The organism is Pseudomonas sp. DF5, from assembly GCF_058148225.1.
The window spans coordinates 248,966-268,012 of the sequence record NZ_JBYVYM010000003.1; the positions used below are offsets into that span (position 1 = coordinate 248,966).

General features: G+C 61.7%; 13 protein-coding genes and 1 tRNA gene. 11 read left to right on the top strand and 3 right to left on the bottom strand.

The annotated features are described in order from the left end of the window. Positions 1–3 precede the first annotated feature (3 nt). Together AC30D7_RS04500 and AC30D7_RS04505 are read left to right on the top strand one after the other, a co-directional pair. Positions 4–1,461, top strand: coding sequence for an NAD-dependent succinate-semialdehyde dehydrogenase (locus tag AC30D7_RS04500; protein WP_490133219.1), 1,458 nt, complete (start codon positions 4–6; stop codon positions 1,459–1,461). 40 nt (positions 1,462–1,501) lie between these two features. Continuing rightward, complete coding sequence (locus tag AC30D7_RS04505; RefSeq protein WP_019649861.1) at positions 1,502–2,581, top strand: tartrate dehydrogenase; 1,080 nt, start codon at positions 1,502–1,504, stop codon at positions 2,579–2,581. Positions 2,582–2,761: 180 nt separating this feature from the next. Here the strand turns inward: AC30D7_RS04505 and AC30D7_RS04510 are convergent, their stop codons facing one another. Further along, entirely contained in the window at positions 2,762–2,986 is a 225-nt protein-coding gene (locus AC30D7_RS04510) for a YgdI/YgdR family lipoprotein (protein ID WP_028940570.1), read from the bottom strand. A 207-nt stretch (positions 2,987–3,193) separates the two neighbouring features. Here AC30D7_RS04510 and AC30D7_RS04515 point away from each other — a divergent pair, with 207 nt between their 5' ends. Together AC30D7_RS04515 and AC30D7_RS04520 are read left to right on the top strand one after the other, a co-directional pair. Further along, positions 3,194–4,861, top strand: coding sequence for a VRR-NUC domain-containing protein (locus AC30D7_RS04515; RefSeq protein WP_490133220.1), 1,668 nt, complete (start codon positions 3,194–3,196; stop codon positions 4,859–4,861). Beyond that, positions 4,858–7,149: an ATP-dependent DNA helicase gene (locus AC30D7_RS04520; RefSeq protein WP_490133221.1), complete on the top strand. Its 2,292-nt coding sequence runs from the start codon at positions 4,858–4,860 to the stop codon at positions 7,147–7,149. Before AC30D7_RS04515 ends, AC30D7_RS04520 begins: the two co-directional genes overlap by 4 nt. Positions 7,150–7,151: 2 nt before the next feature. Here the strand turns inward: AC30D7_RS04520 and AC30D7_RS04525 are convergent, their stop codons facing one another. After that, a complete protein-coding gene (locus AC30D7_RS04525) occupies positions 7,152–8,306 on the bottom strand; it encodes a MalY/PatB family protein (protein WP_490133222.1) in 1,155 nt (384 codons plus the stop codon). A 236-nt stretch (positions 8,307–8,542) separates the two neighbouring features. Here AC30D7_RS04525 and fdnG point away from each other — a divergent pair, with 236 nt between their 5' ends. The 7 genes from fdnG to AC30D7_RS04560 all read left to right on the top strand — a co-directional run bounded on the left by fdnG (position 8,543) and on the right by AC30D7_RS04560 (position 17,661). Further along, the gene (gene fdnG / locus AC30D7_RS04530; RefSeq protein WP_490133223.1) at positions 8,543–11,608 is read left to right on the top strand and encodes a formate dehydrogenase-N subunit alpha; all 3,066 of its coding nucleotides are present in this window, start codon (positions 8,543–8,545) and stop codon (positions 11,606–11,608) included. Then, on the top strand, positions 11,609–12,553 hold the full coding sequence (gene fdxH / locus AC30D7_RS04535) for a formate dehydrogenase subunit beta (protein WP_490133224.1): 945 nt from the start codon (positions 11,609–11,611) through the stop codon (positions 12,551–12,553). It abuts the gene before it with no gap. After that, positions 12,550–13,203: a formate dehydrogenase subunit gamma gene (locus AC30D7_RS04540; protein ID WP_490133225.1), complete on the top strand. Its 654-nt coding sequence runs from the start codon at positions 12,550–12,552 to the stop codon at positions 13,201–13,203. Before fdxH ends, AC30D7_RS04540 begins: the two co-directional genes overlap by 4 nt. Positions 13,204–13,207: 4 nt before the next feature. Continuing rightward, positions 13,208–14,134, top strand: coding sequence for a formate dehydrogenase accessory protein FdhE (gene fdhE / locus AC30D7_RS04545; protein ID WP_490133226.1), 927 nt, complete (start codon positions 13,208–13,210; stop codon positions 14,132–14,134). Positions 14,135–14,194: 60 nt separating this feature from the next. Continuing rightward, positions 14,195–15,643, top strand: a complete 1,449-nt coding sequence (selA, locus tag AC30D7_RS04550; RefSeq protein ID WP_490133227.1) for an L-seryl-tRNA(Sec) selenium transferase — start codon at positions 14,195–14,197, stop codon at positions 15,641–15,643. Further along, a complete protein-coding gene (gene selB, locus AC30D7_RS04555; protein WP_490133228.1) occupies positions 15,640–17,559 on the top strand; it encodes a selenocysteine-specific translation elongation factor in 1,920 nt (639 codons plus the stop codon). Before selA ends, selB begins: the two co-directional genes overlap by 4 nt. A 6-nt stretch (positions 17,560–17,565) precedes the next feature. After that, positions 17,566–17,661, top strand: a tRNA-Sec gene (locus tag AC30D7_RS04560). 18 nt (positions 17,662–17,679) lie between these two features. Here the strand turns inward: AC30D7_RS04560 and AC30D7_RS04565 are convergent. Next, positions 17,680–19,032, bottom strand: coding sequence for an OprD family porin (locus tag AC30D7_RS04565; RefSeq protein ID WP_490133229.1), 1,353 nt, complete (start codon positions 19,030–19,032; stop codon positions 17,680–17,682). Positions 19,033–19,047 lie beyond the last annotated feature (15 nt).

Consider the following 19,047-nt stretch of genomic DNA (forward strand, 5'->3'; position numbering starts at 1 on the left):
ACCATGCTCAAGAATCGTTTGAAAGACCCCAGCCTTCTGGCAGAACTCGCTTATGTGGACGGGCAGTGGATCGGCGCCGATAACGCCGCGACCCTGGACGTCATCGACCCGGCCACCGGCCAGTTGCTTGCCCGGGTGCCGGCCATGCAGGGCGCAGAAACCCGACGCGCCATCGAAGCCGCCGAGCGGGCCTGGCCCGCGTGGCGCACACGCCCGGCAGCAGAACGGGCGGCGCTGCTGGAGCGCTGGTATCAGGCGATGATCGACAACCTCGACGACCTCGCCTTGATCATGACCTGCGAGCAGGGCAAACCGCTGAACGAAGCCAAGGGTGAAATCCGCTACGGTGCCGGGTTCGTCAAATGGTTCGCCGAAGAGGCCCGCCGGGTTTATGGCGAAACCATGCCGGCCCCCAGCGGCGACCGCCGCCTGTTGACCCTCAAGCAACCGGTCGGCGTGTGTGCCGCGATCACCCCCTGGAATTTCCCCAACGCGATGATCACCCGCAAGTGCGCGCCGGCCCTGGCCGCCGGGTGCCCGATCATCGTCAAACCCTCGGACCTGACCCCGCTGTCGGCCCTGGCCCTGGCGGTACTCGCCGAACGCGTCGGCATTCCGGCCGGGGTGTTCAACGTGCTGACCGGCATGCCCGCTGGCATCGGCGAAGAACTGACCGGCAACCCAACGGTGCGCAAGATCTCCTTCACCGGCTCCACTGCGGTCGGTCGACTGCTGATGCGCCAGAGTGCCGAACACATCAAACGCTTGAGCCTGGAACTGGGCGGCAACGCGCCGTTCATTGTGTTCGACGATGCCGACCTGGAGCAGGCGGTAACCGGGATCATGCTCAGCAAATTCCGCAACGCCGGGCAGACCTGCGTCTGTGCCAACCGCATTCTGGTGCAGGATGGCATCTACGAACGCTTCGCCCAGCGACTGGTGGAGGAGGTGGGCAAACTCAAGGTCGGCAATGGTCTGGACGCCGACGTGACCATCGGCCCGCTGATCAACCCGGCGGCGGTGAGCAAGGTCGCGCGGCACATCGACGATGCCCTGAGCCAGGGTGCGCGTTTGCTCTGTGGCGGCATTCCTGAAGGCGACAACCAGTTCGTTCAGCCGACCGTCCTTGGCGACACCCACGCCGGCATGCTGCTGGCCAACGAAGAAACCTTCGGCCCGGTGGCGCCGTTGATGCGGTTTACCTCTGAGGCCGAAGCGCTGGCCTTGGCCAATGCCACGCCTTTTGGTCTGGGGGCCTACTATTTCACTCAGGATTTACGCCGTTCCTGGCGGTTCGGCGAGGCGCTGGAGTTCGGCATGGTCGGCCTCAACACCGGGCTCATTTCCATGGAAGTCGCGCCGTTCGGCGGCATCAAGCAGTCTGGGCTGGGTCGTGAAGGCAGCAAGTACGGGCTGGATGAATACCTAGAAGTCAAAGCCTTCCATATCGGTGGGCTGTAACCCGGCAACGATTGCACAGCCATTTTGCGAGGCATGATTGATGAGTAAACCATTCAGAATCGCCGCGATTGCCGGCGATGGCATCGGCAAGGAAGTCCTGCCGGAAGGGTTGCGGGTACTGGAGCAAGCCGCGAAGAAGTGGCAGTTGGAGCTGAGCATCGAAGTGCTCGACTGGGCTCACTGCGATTACTACCTGGAACACGGGCAAATGATGCCCGACGATTGGTTCGACCAGCTCAAGGGGTTCGATGCGATCTACTTTGGCGCCGTCGGCTGGCCGGACAAGGTGCCGGACCACATTTCTTTGTGGGGCTCGCTGCTGAAGTTTCGTCGCGACTTCGACCAATACGTGAACATTCGCCCGGTACGTCTGTTTCCCGGCGTGCCGTGCCCGCTGGCCGGGCGCAAACCAGGGGACATCGATTTCGTGGTGATCCGCGAGAACACCGAGGGCGAGTATTCCTCGGTCGGCGGCAAGATGTTCGAAGGCACCGAACATGAGTTCGTGCTGCAAGAGTCGGTGTTCACCCGACGCGGCGTGGACCGGATTCTCAAGTTCGCCTTCGACCTGGCCCAGACCCGACCGCGCAAACGCCTGACGGCGGCAACCAAGTCCAACGGGATATCCATCAGCATGCCGTACTGGGACGAACGCACGGCATTGATGGCCGCGCAGTACCCGGACATCACTTGGGACAAACAGCACATCGACATCCTGTGCGCGCGTTTTGTACTGCAACCGGACCGGTTCGATGTGGTGGTGGCGTCGAACCTGTTCGGCGACATCCTGTCCGACCTGGGACCTGCCTGCGCCGGCACCATCGGCATTGCACCATCGGCCAACCTCGATCCCGAGCGGCGTTTTCCGTCGCTGTTCGAACCGGTGCACGGCTCGGCCCCGGACATCTATGGGCGCAACATCGCCAACCCGATCGCGATGATCTGGTCCGGTGCGTTGATGCTGGATTTTCTGGGCAACGGCGATGAGCGTTATCGCGCCGCACACGACGGGATTCTGCAGGCGATCGAACGGGTGATTGCCGAGGGACCGATCACCCCGGACCTGGGCGGGCAGGGCTCGACTCAGGAGGTCGGCAAGGCGATTGCGCAAGCGCTTTAAAGCCTGCGACGCACTCCTTGTGTAGCAGCTGTCGAGCCTGCGAGACTGCGTTCGGCTGCGCAGCAGTCGTGAAATCAGGCAGTGCGGTGTTTCAGCTAAACCGTGGGCAGGATTTACGACGACTTCGTCGCCGATCGCAGCCTCGCAGGCTCGACAGCTGCTACGGCCGAACGCAAGGGATCAGTCTTCCTTGCGAATCGTGGCCACGTCATCGGCGCGGACTTTCACTTTCGCCCCGGAAATATCTTCGAACTCGAAGAAGCCATCCTTGCCCTTGGTGTTCGGCATGTCCTTGGTCAAATACTGGGTGCCGTTCTGCAGGGTCACGACTGTTGGCGTCGAGCAACCGGTCAGGGCCAGAAAGGCCGCTACCACCAGGGGCAAACCCAGAGTCTTGATATTCATACACACCTCCATCACTCAATAAAAACAATGCGAACGCCTCATTCGAGATCAATCCTCACTGTGCTTCTAACGCGGTTGGTGCGATGTAATGGCAGAAAGTTCGATGGTCTCCTGAAAATTGTCCGATTGCGTCGCCACTGATCCTTTTCCGTTTGCACCGGGTGGGGCATAGCTGGTATCTGTACGCATAACCAGTATTCGCTTGCCATGGCCCGATTGACCGTGATTGAAAATCCTCTCGATGACCCGTTCTATTACTTGAACAACTTCATGCAAGTGCTTGATTGGCTTGAGCATCGCTACGCCGATGTACTGAGCCTCGAAGAGCAGGATTTCATCCGCGACTTCAACCGGCTGCCCCGCGAGTCCCAGGCTTTGTTGGTCAGATTGGTGATGCGCAAGGGCGTGCATTTCAGGGTCGGCAAACTGAGTTATGTCGAAATCGGCGACATCGCCAGCGCCGCCGCGCCGCTCCTGGCCCTGGGCTGGATCGACGAGCAGTTGCCGCTGCCTGTCGAGGAGGTGTTCGAGGTGCTGCTCAAGGCCGAGATTCTCCAGTGTTTTGGTGACGCCATCGATCAACCGAAAGGCAAAAAGAGCGATTGGCTGCCGGCCCTGAGCGAGCAGTTTCCTGAAGAGCAAAGTTTTGCCCAGTGGTGCCCGGCACTGGATGACCGGCTGTTCAGCCTGACCGTCATGGGCCTGTGCGATCGGTTGCGCCTGATGTTCTTCGGCAATCTTTACCAGGACTGGTCGGAATTCGTTCTGGCTGACCTGGGCATCTACACCTACGAAAAAGTCGAGTTTTGCGCCGAGTCCCGAGGCTTGCGCAGTCGCGAAGACGTCGACGCCTGCCTGTTCCTGCACAGCTGCCAGCAGCAATTCGAGGCCGGTGAAGAAGTGGCGGTGGTTGTCGAGCAGATCAACAGGCTGGAACTCGCCAACCCCTGGCTGCAAAGACGTCGGGCCAAACTGCTGTTCCAGATCGCTCAGCACTGCGAACGCATGGCGGATTTTTCCACCGCCCTGGGCCTCTACCGCGATTGCGCCTATCCCGGCGCACGCCTGCGGCTGATTCGCGTGCTGGAGCGCTGTGGTGAATTTCAACTGGCCATGGATTTGGCGAGCCACGCCGAGCAAACCCCGGAAAGCGCCACCGAACATCAGCATTTATTGCGTGTGTTGCCCAGGCTGCGGCGCAAACTGGGCGGGCCGCCGATCAAGCGGCCAGCCCCGCGGGCCATGGAGCGCCTGGACCTGCAATTGCCCCGGCATGATCCGGCGTTGTCGGTGGAATATTACGTTCAGGCGCACTTGGCGGACGCGTCAGCGCCGGTGCATTACGTCGAGAACAGCCTGATCAACTCGCTGTTCGGGTTGCTGTGCTGGCCGGCGATCTTCGCCCCGTTGCCAGGGGCGTTTTTTCACCCGTTCCAGCGCGGGCCGGTGGACCTGCACAACGAAGACTTTCATGCTCGGCGCGCGGATTTGTTCCAGGCTTGTCTTGCCGAACTCGATGACGGGCGTTACGCCCAGACCATCCGCGAGCGTTACATCGCCAAGTGGGGCGTGCAGTCGCCGTTCGTATTCTGGGGCGCGCTGAGCGAGGAACTGCTGGAGCAGGCGCTCGACTGTCTGCCCGCCGAACACCTCAAGCACTGGTTCAATCGACTGCTGCTCGACATCAAGGCCAACCGCGCCGGCATGCCGGATCTGATCCAGTTCTGGCCGCAGCAAAAAACCTACCGAATGATCGAAGTCAAAGGCCCCGGCGATCGCCTGCAAGACAACCAATTGCGCTGGCTGGAGTTCTGTCACGAGCACCAGATGCCGATTGCCGTTTGCTACGTGCAATGGGTGGAGCAGGGCGCTTGAGCTACAGCATCGCGGTGCGGGCGTTGTGTGAATTCACCGCCAAGGTCGGCGACCTCGACCTGCGCTTCACCCCGTCGCCAACCGCGCTGGAAGGCATTGTCGGCCATCGCACCGTGGCGTCACGACGCAGCGAGGGTTACCAGAACGAGGTCGCGCTCGAAGGCCAGTATCGAACCTTGAGCGTGAAAGGCCGGGCGGACGGCTACGATCCGGGGCAAAACTGCCTCGAAGAAATCAAAACCTACCGGGGCGACCTGAGCAAGCAACCGGCCAACCACCGGCAGTTACACTGGGCGCAGGCGAAAGTCTATGGCTGGTTGATGTGTCAGAAACTGGATTTGGCGCAGATCGACCTGGCTCTGGTGTACTTCGACATCGTCAGCGAGAAGGAAACCTGTCTGGTCGAGACCTTCAGCGCCGCCGACTTGCAGCTGTTCTTCGAGCACCACTGCGGGTTGTTCCTGCACTGGGCCGAGCAGGAAATGGCCCATCGCGAAGGGCGCAATCTGGCGGCTCAACAGCTGAGCTTTCCCCATGCCGATTTTCGCCCCGGCCAACGGCATCTGGCCGAATCGGTGTTCAAGGCGGTCAGCACCGGCCGCTGTCTGATGGCCCAGGCGCCGACCGGTATCGGCAAGACGATTGGCACGCTGTTCCCGATGCTCAAGGCCCTGGCGCCGCAGCAACTGGACAAGGTGTTTTTCCTCACGGCGAAAACCCCGGGGCGCAAATTGGCGCTGGACGCCGCTCAGGTCATCCTCGACAGCGCCGATGCGCAGCCGTTGCGAGTCCTCGAGATGATCGCCCGGGACAAGGCTTGCGAGCACCCGGACAAGGCCTGTCATGGCGAATCCTGCCCGTTGGCCCAGGGTTTTTATGATCGTCTGCCGAACGCGCGTCAGGCCGCCAGTCAATTGAGCCTGTTGAACCAGAGTGCCTTGCGCGAGGTTGCCCTGCAGCACGAGGTTTGTCCTTATTACTTGAGCCAGGAAATGGCCCGCTGGGCGGACGTGGTGGTCGCCGACTACAACTACTATTTCGACTTCAGCGCGTTGTTGTTCGGGCTGGCCCAGGCCAATAACTGGAACGTCGCGGTGCTGGTGGACGAGGCCCACAACCTGGTGGAGCGCGGCCGGCAGATGTACAGCGCCAGTCTCGACCAGGCGACTTTGAACGGCGTACGAAAAACCGCGCCCGAGTCGTTAAAGAGATCCTTGCAGCGAGTCAATCGTGAATGGAATGCCTTGCACGATCAGCAACTCGGCCCCTATCAGGCCTACGACAAAGCCCCGGAAAAACTGCTTCAGGCCTTGTCCTTGTGTTGCGCGAGCATCGGCGACTACCTGAATGATCACCCTCAGGGCCTGGACAGCGGGTTGCAGAATTTTTACTTCGACATGCTGCAATTCGGCCGCGTGGCTGAACTGTTCGACGAGCATTTCCTGTTCGACATCAGCAAGCGTGACCTCGAGCGCAAGCGCAATCTGTCGCAGCTGTGCCTGCGCAATGTGGTACCCGCCGGTTTCATCCGCCCGCGCCTGACCGCAGCGCGCAGCACGGTGCTGTTTTCCGCGACCTTGAGCCCTCGGCATTACTACGCCGACCTGCTGGGCACCCCGGCGAACACGGTTTGGATCGATGTGGAATCGCCATTTCACGCCGATCAGCTGCAAGTGCACATCGTCAGCCAGATCTCCACGCGGTTCGTCCACCGTCAAGCGTCCCTTGCGCCCATCGTCGAGCTGATCGCCAAACAGTTCAGCCAACGCCCCGGCAACTACCTGGCGTTTTTCAGCAGTTTCGATTATTTGCAGCAAGTGGCGCAGCTGCTGGCCGAGCGGTATCCGCAGATCACGCTGTGGTCGCAGTCCCGGGGTATGGGGGAAGCGCAGCGTCAGGACTTTCTCGACCAGTTCACCGCCGACGGGCAGGGCATCGGGTTTGCAGTGCTGGGTGGCGCGTTCGGTGAAGGCATCGATTTGCCCGGCGCCCGATTGATTGGCGCCTTCATCGCCACCCTGGGGCTCGCGCAACTCAATCCGGTCAACGAGCAACTGAAACAGCGCATGGCGGCGATTTTCGGTGCCGGTTATGACTACACCTACCTGTTTCCAGGTGTGCAGAAAGTGGTGCAGGCGGCAGGAAGGGTGATCCGTACACGGGAGGACCAAGGGGTGGTGATGCTGATCGACGACCGGTTTGGCGAGAGTAAGGTCAAGCAATTACTGCCGCGTTGGTGGGCGGTCGAGAAGGCACACAAACCCCCTTGTGGGAGCGAGCCCGAGTAGAGTCAGGCCTTGCGGTTACGCAAACTACGCTCCATCCGCGCAATCCCTTCTTCCAGCAACGCCCGTGGGCAGCCGAAGTTCAGGCGCACGAATTGCTGGGCGTGATCGCCGAAATCCAGCCCGGCGCTCAGCCCGACTTTGGCCTGTTCGAGGAAGAATTGCTGCGGGTTGTCCAGCCCCAGTGCCGTGCAATCGAGCCACGCCAGGTAAGTGCCTTGTGGAACGTTCATGGTCACGCCCGGCAACCGCGTGCGAACGGCCTCCACCAGATAGTCCCGATTGCTTTGCAGGTAGGCCATGAGTTCGGTCAGCCATGGGTGGCCTTCGCTATAGGCGACGCGGGTCGCTTCCAGGCCCAGCGGGTTGACGCTGTCGACCATGCCGCAGCGGGCATGATTGACGCGATGGAGCAGCGCTGCGTCTTGAATGATCATGAACGCCGTCTTCAGGCCCGCGATGTTGTAGGCCTTGCTGGCCGACATCAGGGTGATGGTGCGTTTGGCGATCTGCGGGCTGAGCGAGGCGGTCGGAATATGCACGCGCCCATCGAAGCACAGCTCGGAATGGATCTCGTCGGAGATGATCCAGGCATCCTGTTCCAGGCAGATGTCGGCAACCGCTTGCAGTTCTTCCCGGGGGAAGACCTTGCCCAGCGGGTTATGTGGGTTGCTCAGCAACAGCGCGCCGCCTCCTTGCAGTGCCTGGCGCAAGGCATCGAGTGGCGTGGCGTACGTGCCATCGGCCAGCGCGTTGAAGTCCAGTTCGACCTTGTTTAGATGCCAGTGGCCCGGCGCATGGCGCAGCGGCGGATAGTTCGGGGTTTGCACGACCACGTTCTGTTGCGGCTGAACCAGTGCATGCAGGGCCATGTTGAAGCCTGATTCGATACCCGGCAGGAACACCAGTTCCTGGGGCTGCACGCGCCAGGCGTACTTGCTCCAAAGGTCGGCAACGATGGCGTCACGCAAGTCATCCTGGGCCACGCTGTAACCGAGCATCGGGTGTTCCAGGCGTTTTTGCAGGGCCTGAATGATCGCCGGCGGTGCGGCGAAGTCCATGTCGGCGACCCACATCGGCAATACATCGGCCGGGTAACGGCTCCATTTGGTACTGCCGGTGCCATGGCGGTCGAACACCTGATCAAAATCGAAAGTCATGCTCAGTCTCATAAAAGGCAGAGGGGGGTAATCCGGCGGCCATGATAAGCGCCAACCTTCACCGCTGGCGAGTTGTGCAACAGAGCATGACCGGCAAGCCGCCGACGGTCGGTTTTCAGACCGCGCAGCACAACATTGTCTAAAGTTCTAATTGGCGGTAGTTCCGTTGCCGTCACTGTGATCGTCCAGAAAAACCCGGCCAACGCACCGGGTTTCCACCTGATCAGGAGTGCACGATGGACCTCAACCGTCGTCAGTTCTTCAAGGTCGCTGGTCTCGGCCTTGCAGGATCCACCCTTGGCGCGCTGGGCATGGCCCCGACGCCAGCCTTCGCCGAACAAGTGCGTCATTTCAAGCTCGCCCATACCCATGAAACCCGCAACACCTGCCCGTACTGCTCGGTCGGCTGCGGCTTGATCATGTACAGCCAGGGCGACAATGCGAAGAATGTCGCCCAGAGCATCATCCACATCGAAGGCGATGCCGACCACCCGGTCAATCGCGGCACCCTCTGCCCCAAAGGCGCAGGCTTGCTCGACTTCATTCACAGCCCCAGCCGTCTGCAATACCCGCAAGTGCGCAAGCCCGGCACCAAGGAGTGGACGCGGATCTCCTGGGATGAAGCGCTGGACCGCATCGCCGACCTGATGAAGGCCGACCGTGACGCCAACTTCATCGAGAAGAACGCCCAGGGGCAAACGGTGAACCGCTGGCTGACTACCGGTTTCCTCGCGGCCTCGGCCTCGTCCAACGAAGCGGGTTACATCACCCACAAGGTCATTCGCAGTCTGGGCATGCTGGGGTTCGATAACCAGGCACGTGTCTGACATGGCCCGACGGTGGCAAGTCTTGCCCCGACGTATGGCCGTGGTGCCATGACCAACCACTGGACCGATATCGCCAACGCGAATCTGGTTCTGGTGATGGGCGGCAACGCAGCAGAAGCGCACCCTTGCGGTTTCAAATGGGTGACCGAAGCCAAAGCCCACAACAAGGCGCGGCTGATTGTGGTCGACCCGCGTTTCACCCGGACGGCCTCGGTGGCGGACTATTACGCACCGATCCGCACCGGCACTGACATCGCCTTCATGGGCGGGCTGATCAATTACTTGCTGACCGAAGACAAGATCCAGCACGAATACGTGCGGGCCTATACGGACGTGTCGTTCATCGTCAAGGCCAACTACGGTTTCGAGGATGGCTTGTTCAGCGGTTACGACGCGAGCAAGCGCAGCTACACCGACAAGTCCGGCTGGGGCTATGAAATCGGCGAGGACGGCTTTGCCAAAGTCGACCCGACCTTGCAGGACCCACGCTGCGTCTATCAATTGATGAAGCAGCATTACAGCCGCTACACCCTGGAGCTGGCCAGTCAGGTCTGTGGCATGCCCACCGACGCGATGAAGAAAATCTGGGAAGAGATTGCCACGTGTGCGCAACCGGGCAAGACCATGACGATTCTCTATGCCCTGGGCTGGACCCAGCACTCGATCGGCTCGCAGATGATCCGCAGCGCGGCCATGGTGCAACTGCTGCTGGGCAACATCGGCATGCCGGGCGGAGGTGTCAACGCCCTGCGCGGGCACTCCAACATCCAGGGCCTGACCGACCTCGGCTTGCTGTCTAACCTGTTGCCCGGTTACCTGACCCTGCCGTCCGAAGCCGAACAGGACTACAACGCCTACATCGCCAAACGCGCCCTCAAACCGCTGCGTCCCGGGCAGATGTCCTACTGGCAGAACTACGGCAAGTTCCACGTCAGCCTGATGAAAGCCTGGTACGGCGCCAATGCCACCGCCGAGAATCACTGGGGCTACGACTGGCTGCCGAAACTGGATATTCCCGGCTACGACATCCTGAAAATGTTCGACATGATGGGCAAGGGCCAGGTCAACGGCTACATGTGTCAGGGCTTCAACCCGATCGCCGCCTTGCCGGACAAGAACCGGGTGATGAAGGCACTGGCCAAACTCAAGTGGCTGGTGGTGATGGACCCGCTGGCCACCGAGACCTCGGAGTTCTGGCGCAACGTCGGGCCTTACAACGATGTGCAAACGGCCGACATCCAGACTGAAGTCATCCGCCTGCCCACCACCTGTTTTGCCGAAGAAAACGGCTCGCTGGTCAACAGCGGCCGCTGGCTGCAATGGCACTGGAAGGGGGCCGACGGCCCGGGACAGGCGCGCACTGACGTGAAGATCATGAGCGAGCTGTTCATGCGTCTGCGCCAGCGTTACCAGGCCAATGGTGGCGCCTGGGCCGAGCCGATCCTCAAGCTCGACTGGCCCTACAAAGTACCGGATGACCCGACACCGGAAGAACTGGCCCGGGAATTCAACGGCTACGCCATCGCCGATGTCACCGACGCTTCGGGCGCGGTGGTCAAGGCCGGTCAGCAGCTGTCCGGTTTCGCCCAGCTCAAGGACGATGGCAGCACGGCCTCCGGTTGCTGGATCTTCTGCGGCAGTTGGACCGAGCAGGGCAACAACATGGCCCGTCGTGACAACAGTGATCCTTACGGCATGAAGCAGAACCTCGGCTGGGCCTGGGCCTGGCCGGCAAACCGACGGATTCTCTATAACCGTGCCTCTTGCGACCCTCAAGGCAAACCGTGGGATGCGAAAAAGCGGCTGGTGTGGTGGAACGGCAAGGTCTGGACCGGCACCGACGTGCCCGACTACAAGGTCGATGTGCCGCCGGAAGCCGGGATGAACCCGTTCATCATGAACCCCGAAGGCGTGGCGCGGTTCTTCGCCCTCGACAAGATGAACGAAGGGCCATTCCCCGAACACTATGAACCGTTCGAGACGCCCATCGGCATCAACCCGATGCACCCCAACAACAAACAGGCGACCAGCAACCCGGCCGGACGGATCTTCGATTCGGTCTGGGACACCCTGGGCCAGGCCAAGGACTTTCCTTATGCAGCGACCAGCTACCGGCTGACTGAACACTTCCACTTCTGGACCAAGCATTGCCCGATCAACGCCGTGACCCAGCCCGAGCAGTTCGTCGAAATCGGCGAGGCGCTGGCCAAGGAGAAGGGGATTGCCGCCGGCGACCGGGTTCGGGTCAGTTGCAAGCGCGGGCATATCGAAGCGGTGGCAGTGGTGACCAAGCGGATTCGTCCGCTGCAGGTCAACAATCAGGTGGTGCACCAGATCGGTATCCCGTTGCACTGGGGTTTCACCGGCGCCACCCGTCACGGTTACCTGACCAACACCCTGGTGCCGTTCCTCGGCGATGGCAACACACAGACCCCGGAATCCAAGTCATTCCTGGTCAACGTGGAGAAAATCTAAATGGCCAGCCAAGACATCATCGCCCGTTCGGCCACCACCACCGTGCCGCCCTCGGTGCGCACCCAGGAGGAAGTGGCCAAGCTGATCGACACCACCAAGTGCATTGGCTGCAAGGCTTGCCAGGTCGCCTGCTCGGAATGGAACGAGCTACGTGACGACGTCGGTCACAACCTGGGCACCTACGACAACCCGCACGACCTCAGCGCAGACACCTGGACCCTGATGCGCTTCACCGAGCATGAAACCGACGCCGGCAACCTCGAATGGTTGATCCGCAAGGACGGCTGTATGCACTGCGCCGAGCCCGGCTGCCTGGCGGCATGCCCGAGCCCCGGCGCGATCATCAAGCACGCCAACGGCATCGTCGACTTCGATCAGGACCATTGCATCGGCTGCGGCTATTGCATCACCGGTTGCCCGTTCAACATTCCGCGCATCTCGCAAAAGGACCACAAGGCCTATAAATGCACGCTGTGTTCGGACCGGGTGGCGGTGGGGCTGGAACCGGCCTGCGTGAAAACCTGTCCGACCGGCGCCATCGTGTTCGGTAGCAAGGAAGACATGAAGGAACACGCCGCCGAACGCATCGTCGACCTCAAGAGCCGCGGCTTCGACAACGCCGGTTTGTATGACCCTGCCGGCGTCGGCGGCACCCACGTGATGTACGTGCTGCACCATGCCGACACGCCCAGGTTGTACGCCGGGTTGCCGGATCACCCGGCGATCAGTCCGCTGGTGGACCTGTGGAAAGGCCTGAGCAAACCCCTGGCGCTGTTGGCCATGGGCGCGGCGGTGCTGGCCGGGTTCTTCCACTACGTGCGCGTCGGGCCACAACTGATCGAGGAGGACGAACATCCGACCACCGTCGATCCTGCCGTGCATGAGTTCGATCCGTCGGTACATACTTTCGATCCAAGCAAACCCGGCGGGGAGGACAGGCCATGAACGACAAACCGATCGTGCGCTACACCGCCAACCAGCGCACCAACCACTGGCTGGTGGCGATTGTGTTTCTGATGGCCGCGCTGTCGGGGCTGGCCTTGTTCCATCCGGGCTTGTTCTGGCTCAGTAGCCTGTTTGGCGGCGGTCCGTGGACGCGCATTCTGCATCCGTACCTGGGCGTGACGATGTTTGTGCTGTTCCTCGGCCTGGTGTGCAGTTTCTGGCGGGCGAACTACTTCATCACCAACGACCGGCTGTGGCTCAGGCGTGTCGGGCAGGTGATCCGTAACGAGGAGGAGGGCGTGCCGCCCATCGGTAAATACAACCCGGGGCAGAAGCTGCTGTTCTGGGTATTGTTGATCTGCATGCTGGTGTTGCTGTTCAGCGGGTTGGTGATCTGGCGCGCCTGGTTCAGTGCGTACTTCGGCATCACCAGCATTCGCTGGGCGATGCTCCTGCATGCATTGGCGGGATTTATCCTGGTGCTGAGCATCATCGTCCACGTCTATGCTGGTATCTGGATTCGCGGTTCGGTCGACGCCATGGTGCATGGCCGGGTCAGCCGCGCCTGGGCGAGAAAACACCACGGGCTCTGGTACCGGGAAGTGACCGGTGACGAAACGCCAGAGCCACCGATCAGCAAAAAAGGATGACCTCTTGGCCACGATCCTCGAACCCGGACAGATAGAAGCGGCGGCGAGTTCACCGCCGTTTCTGTACCTGCCGCCGAACAACCTGTTCACGTTGCGCGCGTTGCGCCTGGAACGTTTGGCCGACGGCCATCCCATGGCGGACTATCTGCGTTTGATCGCGGGGTTGTGTCATGTCCAGCAGCAGCTGATGGACGATCCGCCCGTGGCGACCATGCCCGACCCCGAACGCCTGCGATTGTGCGTAGAACATGGCTTGCCGCCGTTCGCTGCCGACAGCCTGGTGCGCGAAAACGTTTGGCTGCCGTATCTCGAGGCCTTGTTGCAGCGCTATCAGCCATTGCCACATTCTGCGGTAGAAAACGCCGTGGCGACTTTGAGCAGTGCAAATCCGGGGTTGCTCAAGGCGTGGGCGATTGCCTTGGTCAGCGGCCAGTACTCGATGCTGCCGGCAGCGCTGGTGCCGTTTCTCGGCGCCGCGCTGCAAGTGGCCTGGAGTTATTGGCTGCTGAGCACGCCCAACCTTGAACTGACGCGCGGCGACAGCCTCAGCCAATGCCCGGCCTGCGGTTCGCCGGCGATGGCCGGGGTGATTCGTCATCGCGGCAAATACAACGGTTTGCGTTATCTGGTGTGCTCGCTATGTGCCTGCGAATGGCATGTGGTGCGGGTCAAGTGCGTGTATTGCGAACAGAGCAAGGGGCTTGAATACGTCAGCTTCGAGGACGATCGCCACGCCGCCAATCAGGCGCCGCTGCGGGCGGAAGTCTGCCCCGGCTGCAACAGCTACTTGAAACTGCTCTACCTGGAAAACGACGCCGAAGCCGAAGCCCTGTCGGCGGACCTGTCCAGCCTGATGCTGGACATGCGGCTGGAGCAGGAAGGTTACCAGCGGCCAGCGCCCAACTTGATGCTCGCACCCGGAGGCGACTGAGCTTATCGATCCCAGAGGCTACACTCAGACGCGACGGTCACTCGCTTCCGGGAGCCTCTGATGCGCGCAACGTCTGCCAGCCCAGCCTTGCGGCTGCCTTCCATCGACAGCTTGTTGCGCCATCCCGCCTGCCAAACGCTGGCCGAGCGTTACGGACACGACGCACTGCTGGCCGGCCTGCGGCAATTGCTCGATGACTTGCGCGAGCCGGTGCACAACGGTGAACTCGCCGACATTGAAATCGCCCCCGACGTATTAGCGGGGAGGGCAGGTGAGCGTCTGGCGATCCAGCATCGCAGCCAGATCCGCCGGGTGTTCAACCTCACCGGCACGGTGCTGCATACCAACCTCGGGCGGGCGTTGTTGCCGGAACAAGCCATTGAAGCGGTGCAACTGGCCGCCCGTTATCCGCTCAATCTGGAATTCGACCTGCACAGCGGCAAGCGCGGCGACCGGGACGATTTGATTGAAGGCTTGATCCGCGAACTGACCGGCGCCGAAGCAGTCACCGTGGTCAACAACAATGCCGCCGCTGTGTTGCTGACGCTCAACAGCCTGGGTGCACGCAAGGAAGGGATCATATCCCGTGGTGAGCTGATCGAAATCGGCGGTGCGTTTCGCATTCCCGACATCATGGCCCGCGCGGGGGTCAAGCTGCACGAAGTGGGCACCACCAACCGCACCCATGCTCGCGATTACGAGGCCGCCATCGGCCCGCGCAGTGGTCTGCTGATGCGGGTACACACGAGCAATTATTCCATTGAAGGCTTTATCGCCCGGGTGCCGACGGCGGAATTGGCGCAGCTGGCTCACCGCCACGGACTACCCTTGCTCGAAGACCTCGGCAGCGGCAGCCTGCTTGACCTGACCCGTTGGGGCCTGCCCGCCGAACCGACGGTGCGCCAGGCGTTGCTCGACGGCGCGGACATCGTCACCTTCAGCGGCGACAAACTGCTCGGCGGGCCTCAAGCCGGATTGATCGTCGGCCGCAAAGACCTGATCGCCAGGATCAAAAAGAACCCGCTCAAGCGTGCCTTGCGAGTCGACAAACTGACCCTGGCCGCCCTAGAAGCCGTATTGGCGCTGTACCGCGATCCCGATCGTCTGGCCGAACGACTGCCAAGTCTGCGTCTATTGACCCGGCCCCAAGCCGATATCCTCGCCCAGGCCGAACGCTTGCAACCGTCATTGGCGCAGGTGTTGGGCGATGGCTGGAGCGTCAGCGCGGTGCCGGCACTGGGCATGATCGGCAGTGGCAGCCAACCCGTGGCCCGATTGCCCAGCGCCGCGTTATGCCTGCGGCCCAACGTTTCCAAACGCCTGCGTGGGCGACGGTTGCTAGGGCTGGAGGCAGCGTTGCGGCAACTGCCCATTCCGGTGCTCGGGCGTATCGACGATGACGCCTTGTGGCTCGACGTGCGCCAACTCGATGACGAAGCGGCATGGCTGGCGCAGCTCAATCAGCTGGTGCGATTCGATCAACTGCAGGAGGAGGGCCGGGACGGGTGATTGTTGGCACGGCGGGGCATATCGATCACGGCAAGACCTCCTTGCTGCAGGCATTGACCGGGCAGGCCGGTGATCGTCGCCGCGAAGAACGCGAACGCGGCATGACCATCGACCTGGGCTATCTCTATGCGGCGCTGGAACCGGGCGCCGCCCTGACCGGTTTTATCGACGTGCCCGGCCATGAGCGCTTCACCCACAACATGTTGGCCGGCGCTCAAGGGATTGATCTGGTGTTGTTGGTGGTAGCGGCCGATGACGGCGTCATGCCGCAGACTCGCGAACATCTGGCGATTGTCGAGTTGCTGGGCATTCCTCGGGCACTGATTGCAATCAGCAAGTGCGACCGGGCTGACCCGGTTCGGGTGCAGGCTGTTCGTGAGCAGATCGAAGCATTGCTGGCGCCCGGCCCTTATTCCGGTGCGCCGCAAATCCCGCTGTCGAGTGTCACTGGCGAGGGCATCGAGACATTGCGCCAGGCCTTGCTGGAGGCACAGCGTGAAGTGCTTCAACGCAGCACCGGCGGCGGTTTTCGTCTGGCGATTGATCGGGCTTTCAGCGTGGCCGGCGCCGGCATCGTGGTGACCGGTACGGCGTTGTCCGGTCAGGTGACAGTGGGCGATACGCTGATGTTGAGCCCGCAGGGCAAACCGGTGCGAGTACGTGGCCTGCATGCGCAGAACCAGGCCGCTGACAACGCAACGGCCGGGCAGCGCGTCGCGCTGAACCTGAGTGCCGAGCGTTTGGCCTTGGAGCAGATCCACCGTGGCCACTGGCTGGTGGCCGAATGGCTGCATGCGCCGACCCAGCGTCTGGATATCCAGATGACGGTGTTGGCCGGCGAAGCGCGAAGCTTCGAACACTTTCAACCGGTGCATGTGCATCTTGGCACTCAGGACGTGACGGGGCGGGTGGCCTTGCTGGAAGGTTCCAGCCTGGCACCGGGCGGGCAGATGTTCGCGCAACTGCTGGTCAATGCGCCGGTGCTGGCGGTGAAGGGCGACCGCTTGATTCTGCGCGACCAAAGCGCCCAACGCACCCTTGGCGGCGGACAGGTGCTGGACCCGTTCGCCCCGGCCCGACATCGTCGCAGCCCTGAGCGATTGGCGCAGCTACAGGCGCTGTCCACCACCAATAGCCTGGAAGCGGCACTGCCGGCGTTGCTGGCCAACAGCGACACCGGGCTCGATCCGCAGCGCCTGGAGCGTCAATTCAATCGTCCGCGCCGGACTTGGGAGTTACCCGATGACGTGCGCTTCATCGATACGCGACAGGGGCCGTTGCTGTTCAGCGCGGTGCGTTGGGAAGCGCTGAAAGCGCCGCTGCTGGAACACCTCGCACGCTTTCATCAACTCGAACCGGACCAGATGGGACCGGACCGGGATCGCCTGCGTCGCTTCGCCGGCAGCGTGCTGGAACGGTCGACCTTTATCAGCCTGCTCGACGAATTACTGGCCAGTGGTGCAATGGCGGCCAGCGGCCCGTGGCTGCATTTACCCGATCACCAGGTGCGCTTGAGCGAGGACGACGAAACCCTGTGGCAACAATTGCAGCCGTTGTTCGAACAGGCGGGTTTCGATCCGCCGTGGGTGCGTGATCTGGCCAAAGCCTCTGGCCATGACGAGGCTGCCGTGCGCCTGCTGCTGCGCAAGATGGCCCGGTTGGGACTGCTGCATCAAATCGTCCGTGACCTGTTTTACACCGAAACACTGGTGCGCCGATTGGCGGCTATGCTGGTGCAACTGGCCAGCGATAACCCGGTGATTCAGGTCGCCGCATTTCGCGATGCCGTGGGCCTGGGGCGCAAGCGCAGTATTCAGATTCTTGAATACTTCGACCGGCTCGGCCTGACCCGCCGCTTTGGCGACCGACGCCATATCCGGCTCGACAATGCATTGGCCCAACAAACCGCAGTCTGACTTCAAGGAAGGCAATCGCGCCCGGTGGCGCGGCCGGGCTTCAAACCCGGTTGGGGACGGCATCCGTTCCCGGGCAGGTTCGACTCCGGCTGCCTTCCGCCATTTCTACGGTGACGTTGATCACAGGTGCCCGAAGGTCAGCGGGTACTGGATGACGACGTAAACCCTGTCGATGTCATCGCCCGCCTGAGCGGTGTTGGCCCGATGAGACACATGGGACAGTTGCAGTGACAACCCCTTGGCGGAGCCTGACTGCACGACGTAGCGCAGGTCGATGTCGCGCTCCCAATGCCGCCCGCCATCGCCCTGTTGAGGTACGTACTCGCCGATGGTCGGGTCGAACGGGTTGTAGGCCCCACCCTTGGGCGCACGGGTGCCGTCGATGTCGCTACCCCGGACATAACGCGTCATGAAACTCAGGCCGGGGATGCCATAAGCGCCGAGGTCGAGGTCGTAGCGTGCCTGCCAGGAGCGTTCATGGGCGCCGTTGAAGTCGGCGTACTTGATCGAGTTGGCCAGGTAAATCGAGTCGCCGCCGACGAAGTCGAACGGTGTGTCGCCATTGATGCGTTGCCAGGCCAGGGTGAAGGCATGGGCATCAAGGGTGTATTTGCCCGAGAGGCTATAAGCGGTGTTGTCGATGGCACCGGCCAGCGCCTTGCCGGTGTCCTGCGTGCGATACAGGTTGGCGTCGAGGAACACGGCGGACTGTTTCAGGTGCAGGTTGGCGTAATACTGGTGCCAGGTGTCGCTCAGCTCGGAGGCGTATAAAGCGCCGCCGACAGGACTGTGCGTGAACAGGTCGGTGCCCAGAAACGTGATGCCACCGGCTTCGGTGTTGGCGCCGTAGCCGTAAAAGTTGCCCTTGCTTGTTGTGTTGTCCTGATTCTTGAACGCCGTGAAATGACCCGCCACCAGTTTCATGTCGTCGATTTCGTTGCTGTTCAACAGAAAGCCTGTGGCGTATTCCGGTTGCAGGCGTTTGTCGGAGGTGTCGAACACCGGGGTTTCCACGGTCATTTCACCGAAGGCCAGGGTGGTACGGGAGGCCTTGATTTTCAGCGCACCACCGGCACTGGAATAGTTGTCTTCGCTGCGACCGTCACTGTCCAGCGGCAGTAACCCGGTTCCCGAATGCCCTTTGCCGCCGTCGAGCTTCAGCCCCATAAAAGCGTGGCTGTCGACGCCGAAACCTAGCGTGCCGGGAGTGAATCCAGATTCAAATGAGCCGATAAAGCCTTGAGCCCACTCTTGTTTGTAGTTCTTGCCCGAAGGCTGGGGTGAGCGGTAGTCGCTGTTGAGGAAGAAATTTCGACTGAGCACCTCAAGCTTCCCGCCCTCGAGAAATCCTTGCGCGGAATCCGGTGTCTCATCCGCCAGGGCTGTTCCGGCAAAAAACACGCAGAGCCAGAAGGACGCCCTGGGGACGTCCTTCCGACCGGAAATGCGCGGGAGGGTTTGTAAAGAAAACATGACGGATCTCCCGCT

What these genes read in the sequence shown, in the direction of transcription:
- AC30D7_RS04505 (WP_019649861.1), top strand. Translation starts at nt 1,502, where the DNA reads ATGAGTAAACCATTCAGAATCGCCGCGATTGCCGGCGATGGCATCGGC.
- AC30D7_RS04510 (WP_028940570.1), bottom strand. Translation starts at nt 2,986, where the DNA reads ATGAATATCAAGACTCTGGGTTTGCCCCTGGTGGTAGCGGCCTTTCTG.
- AC30D7_RS04565 (WP_490133229.1), bottom strand. Translation starts at nt 19,032, where the DNA reads ATGTTTTCTTTACAAACCCTCCCGCGCATTTCCGGTCGGAAGGACGTC.
- AC30D7_RS04515 (WP_490133220.1), top strand. Translation starts at nt 3,194, where the DNA reads ATGGCCCGATTGACCGTGATTGAAAATCCTCTCGATGACCCGTTCTAT.
- fdxH (WP_490133224.1), top strand. Translation starts at nt 11,609, where the DNA reads ATGGCCAGCCAAGACATCATCGCCCGTTCGGCCACCACCACCGTGCCG.
- AC30D7_RS04500 (WP_490133219.1), top strand. Translation starts at nt 4, where the DNA reads ATGCTCAAGAATCGTTTGAAAGACCCCAGCCTTCTGGCAGAACTCGCT.
- AC30D7_RS04525 (WP_490133222.1), bottom strand. Translation starts at nt 8,306, where the DNA reads ATGACTTTCGATTTTGATCAGGTGTTCGACCGCCATGGCACCGGCAGT.
- selA (WP_490133227.1), top strand. Translation starts at nt 14,195, where the DNA reads ATGCGCGCAACGTCTGCCAGCCCAGCCTTGCGGCTGCCTTCCATCGAC.
- AC30D7_RS04540 (WP_490133225.1), top strand. Translation starts at nt 12,550, where the DNA reads ATGAACGACAAACCGATCGTGCGCTACACCGCCAACCAGCGCACCAAC.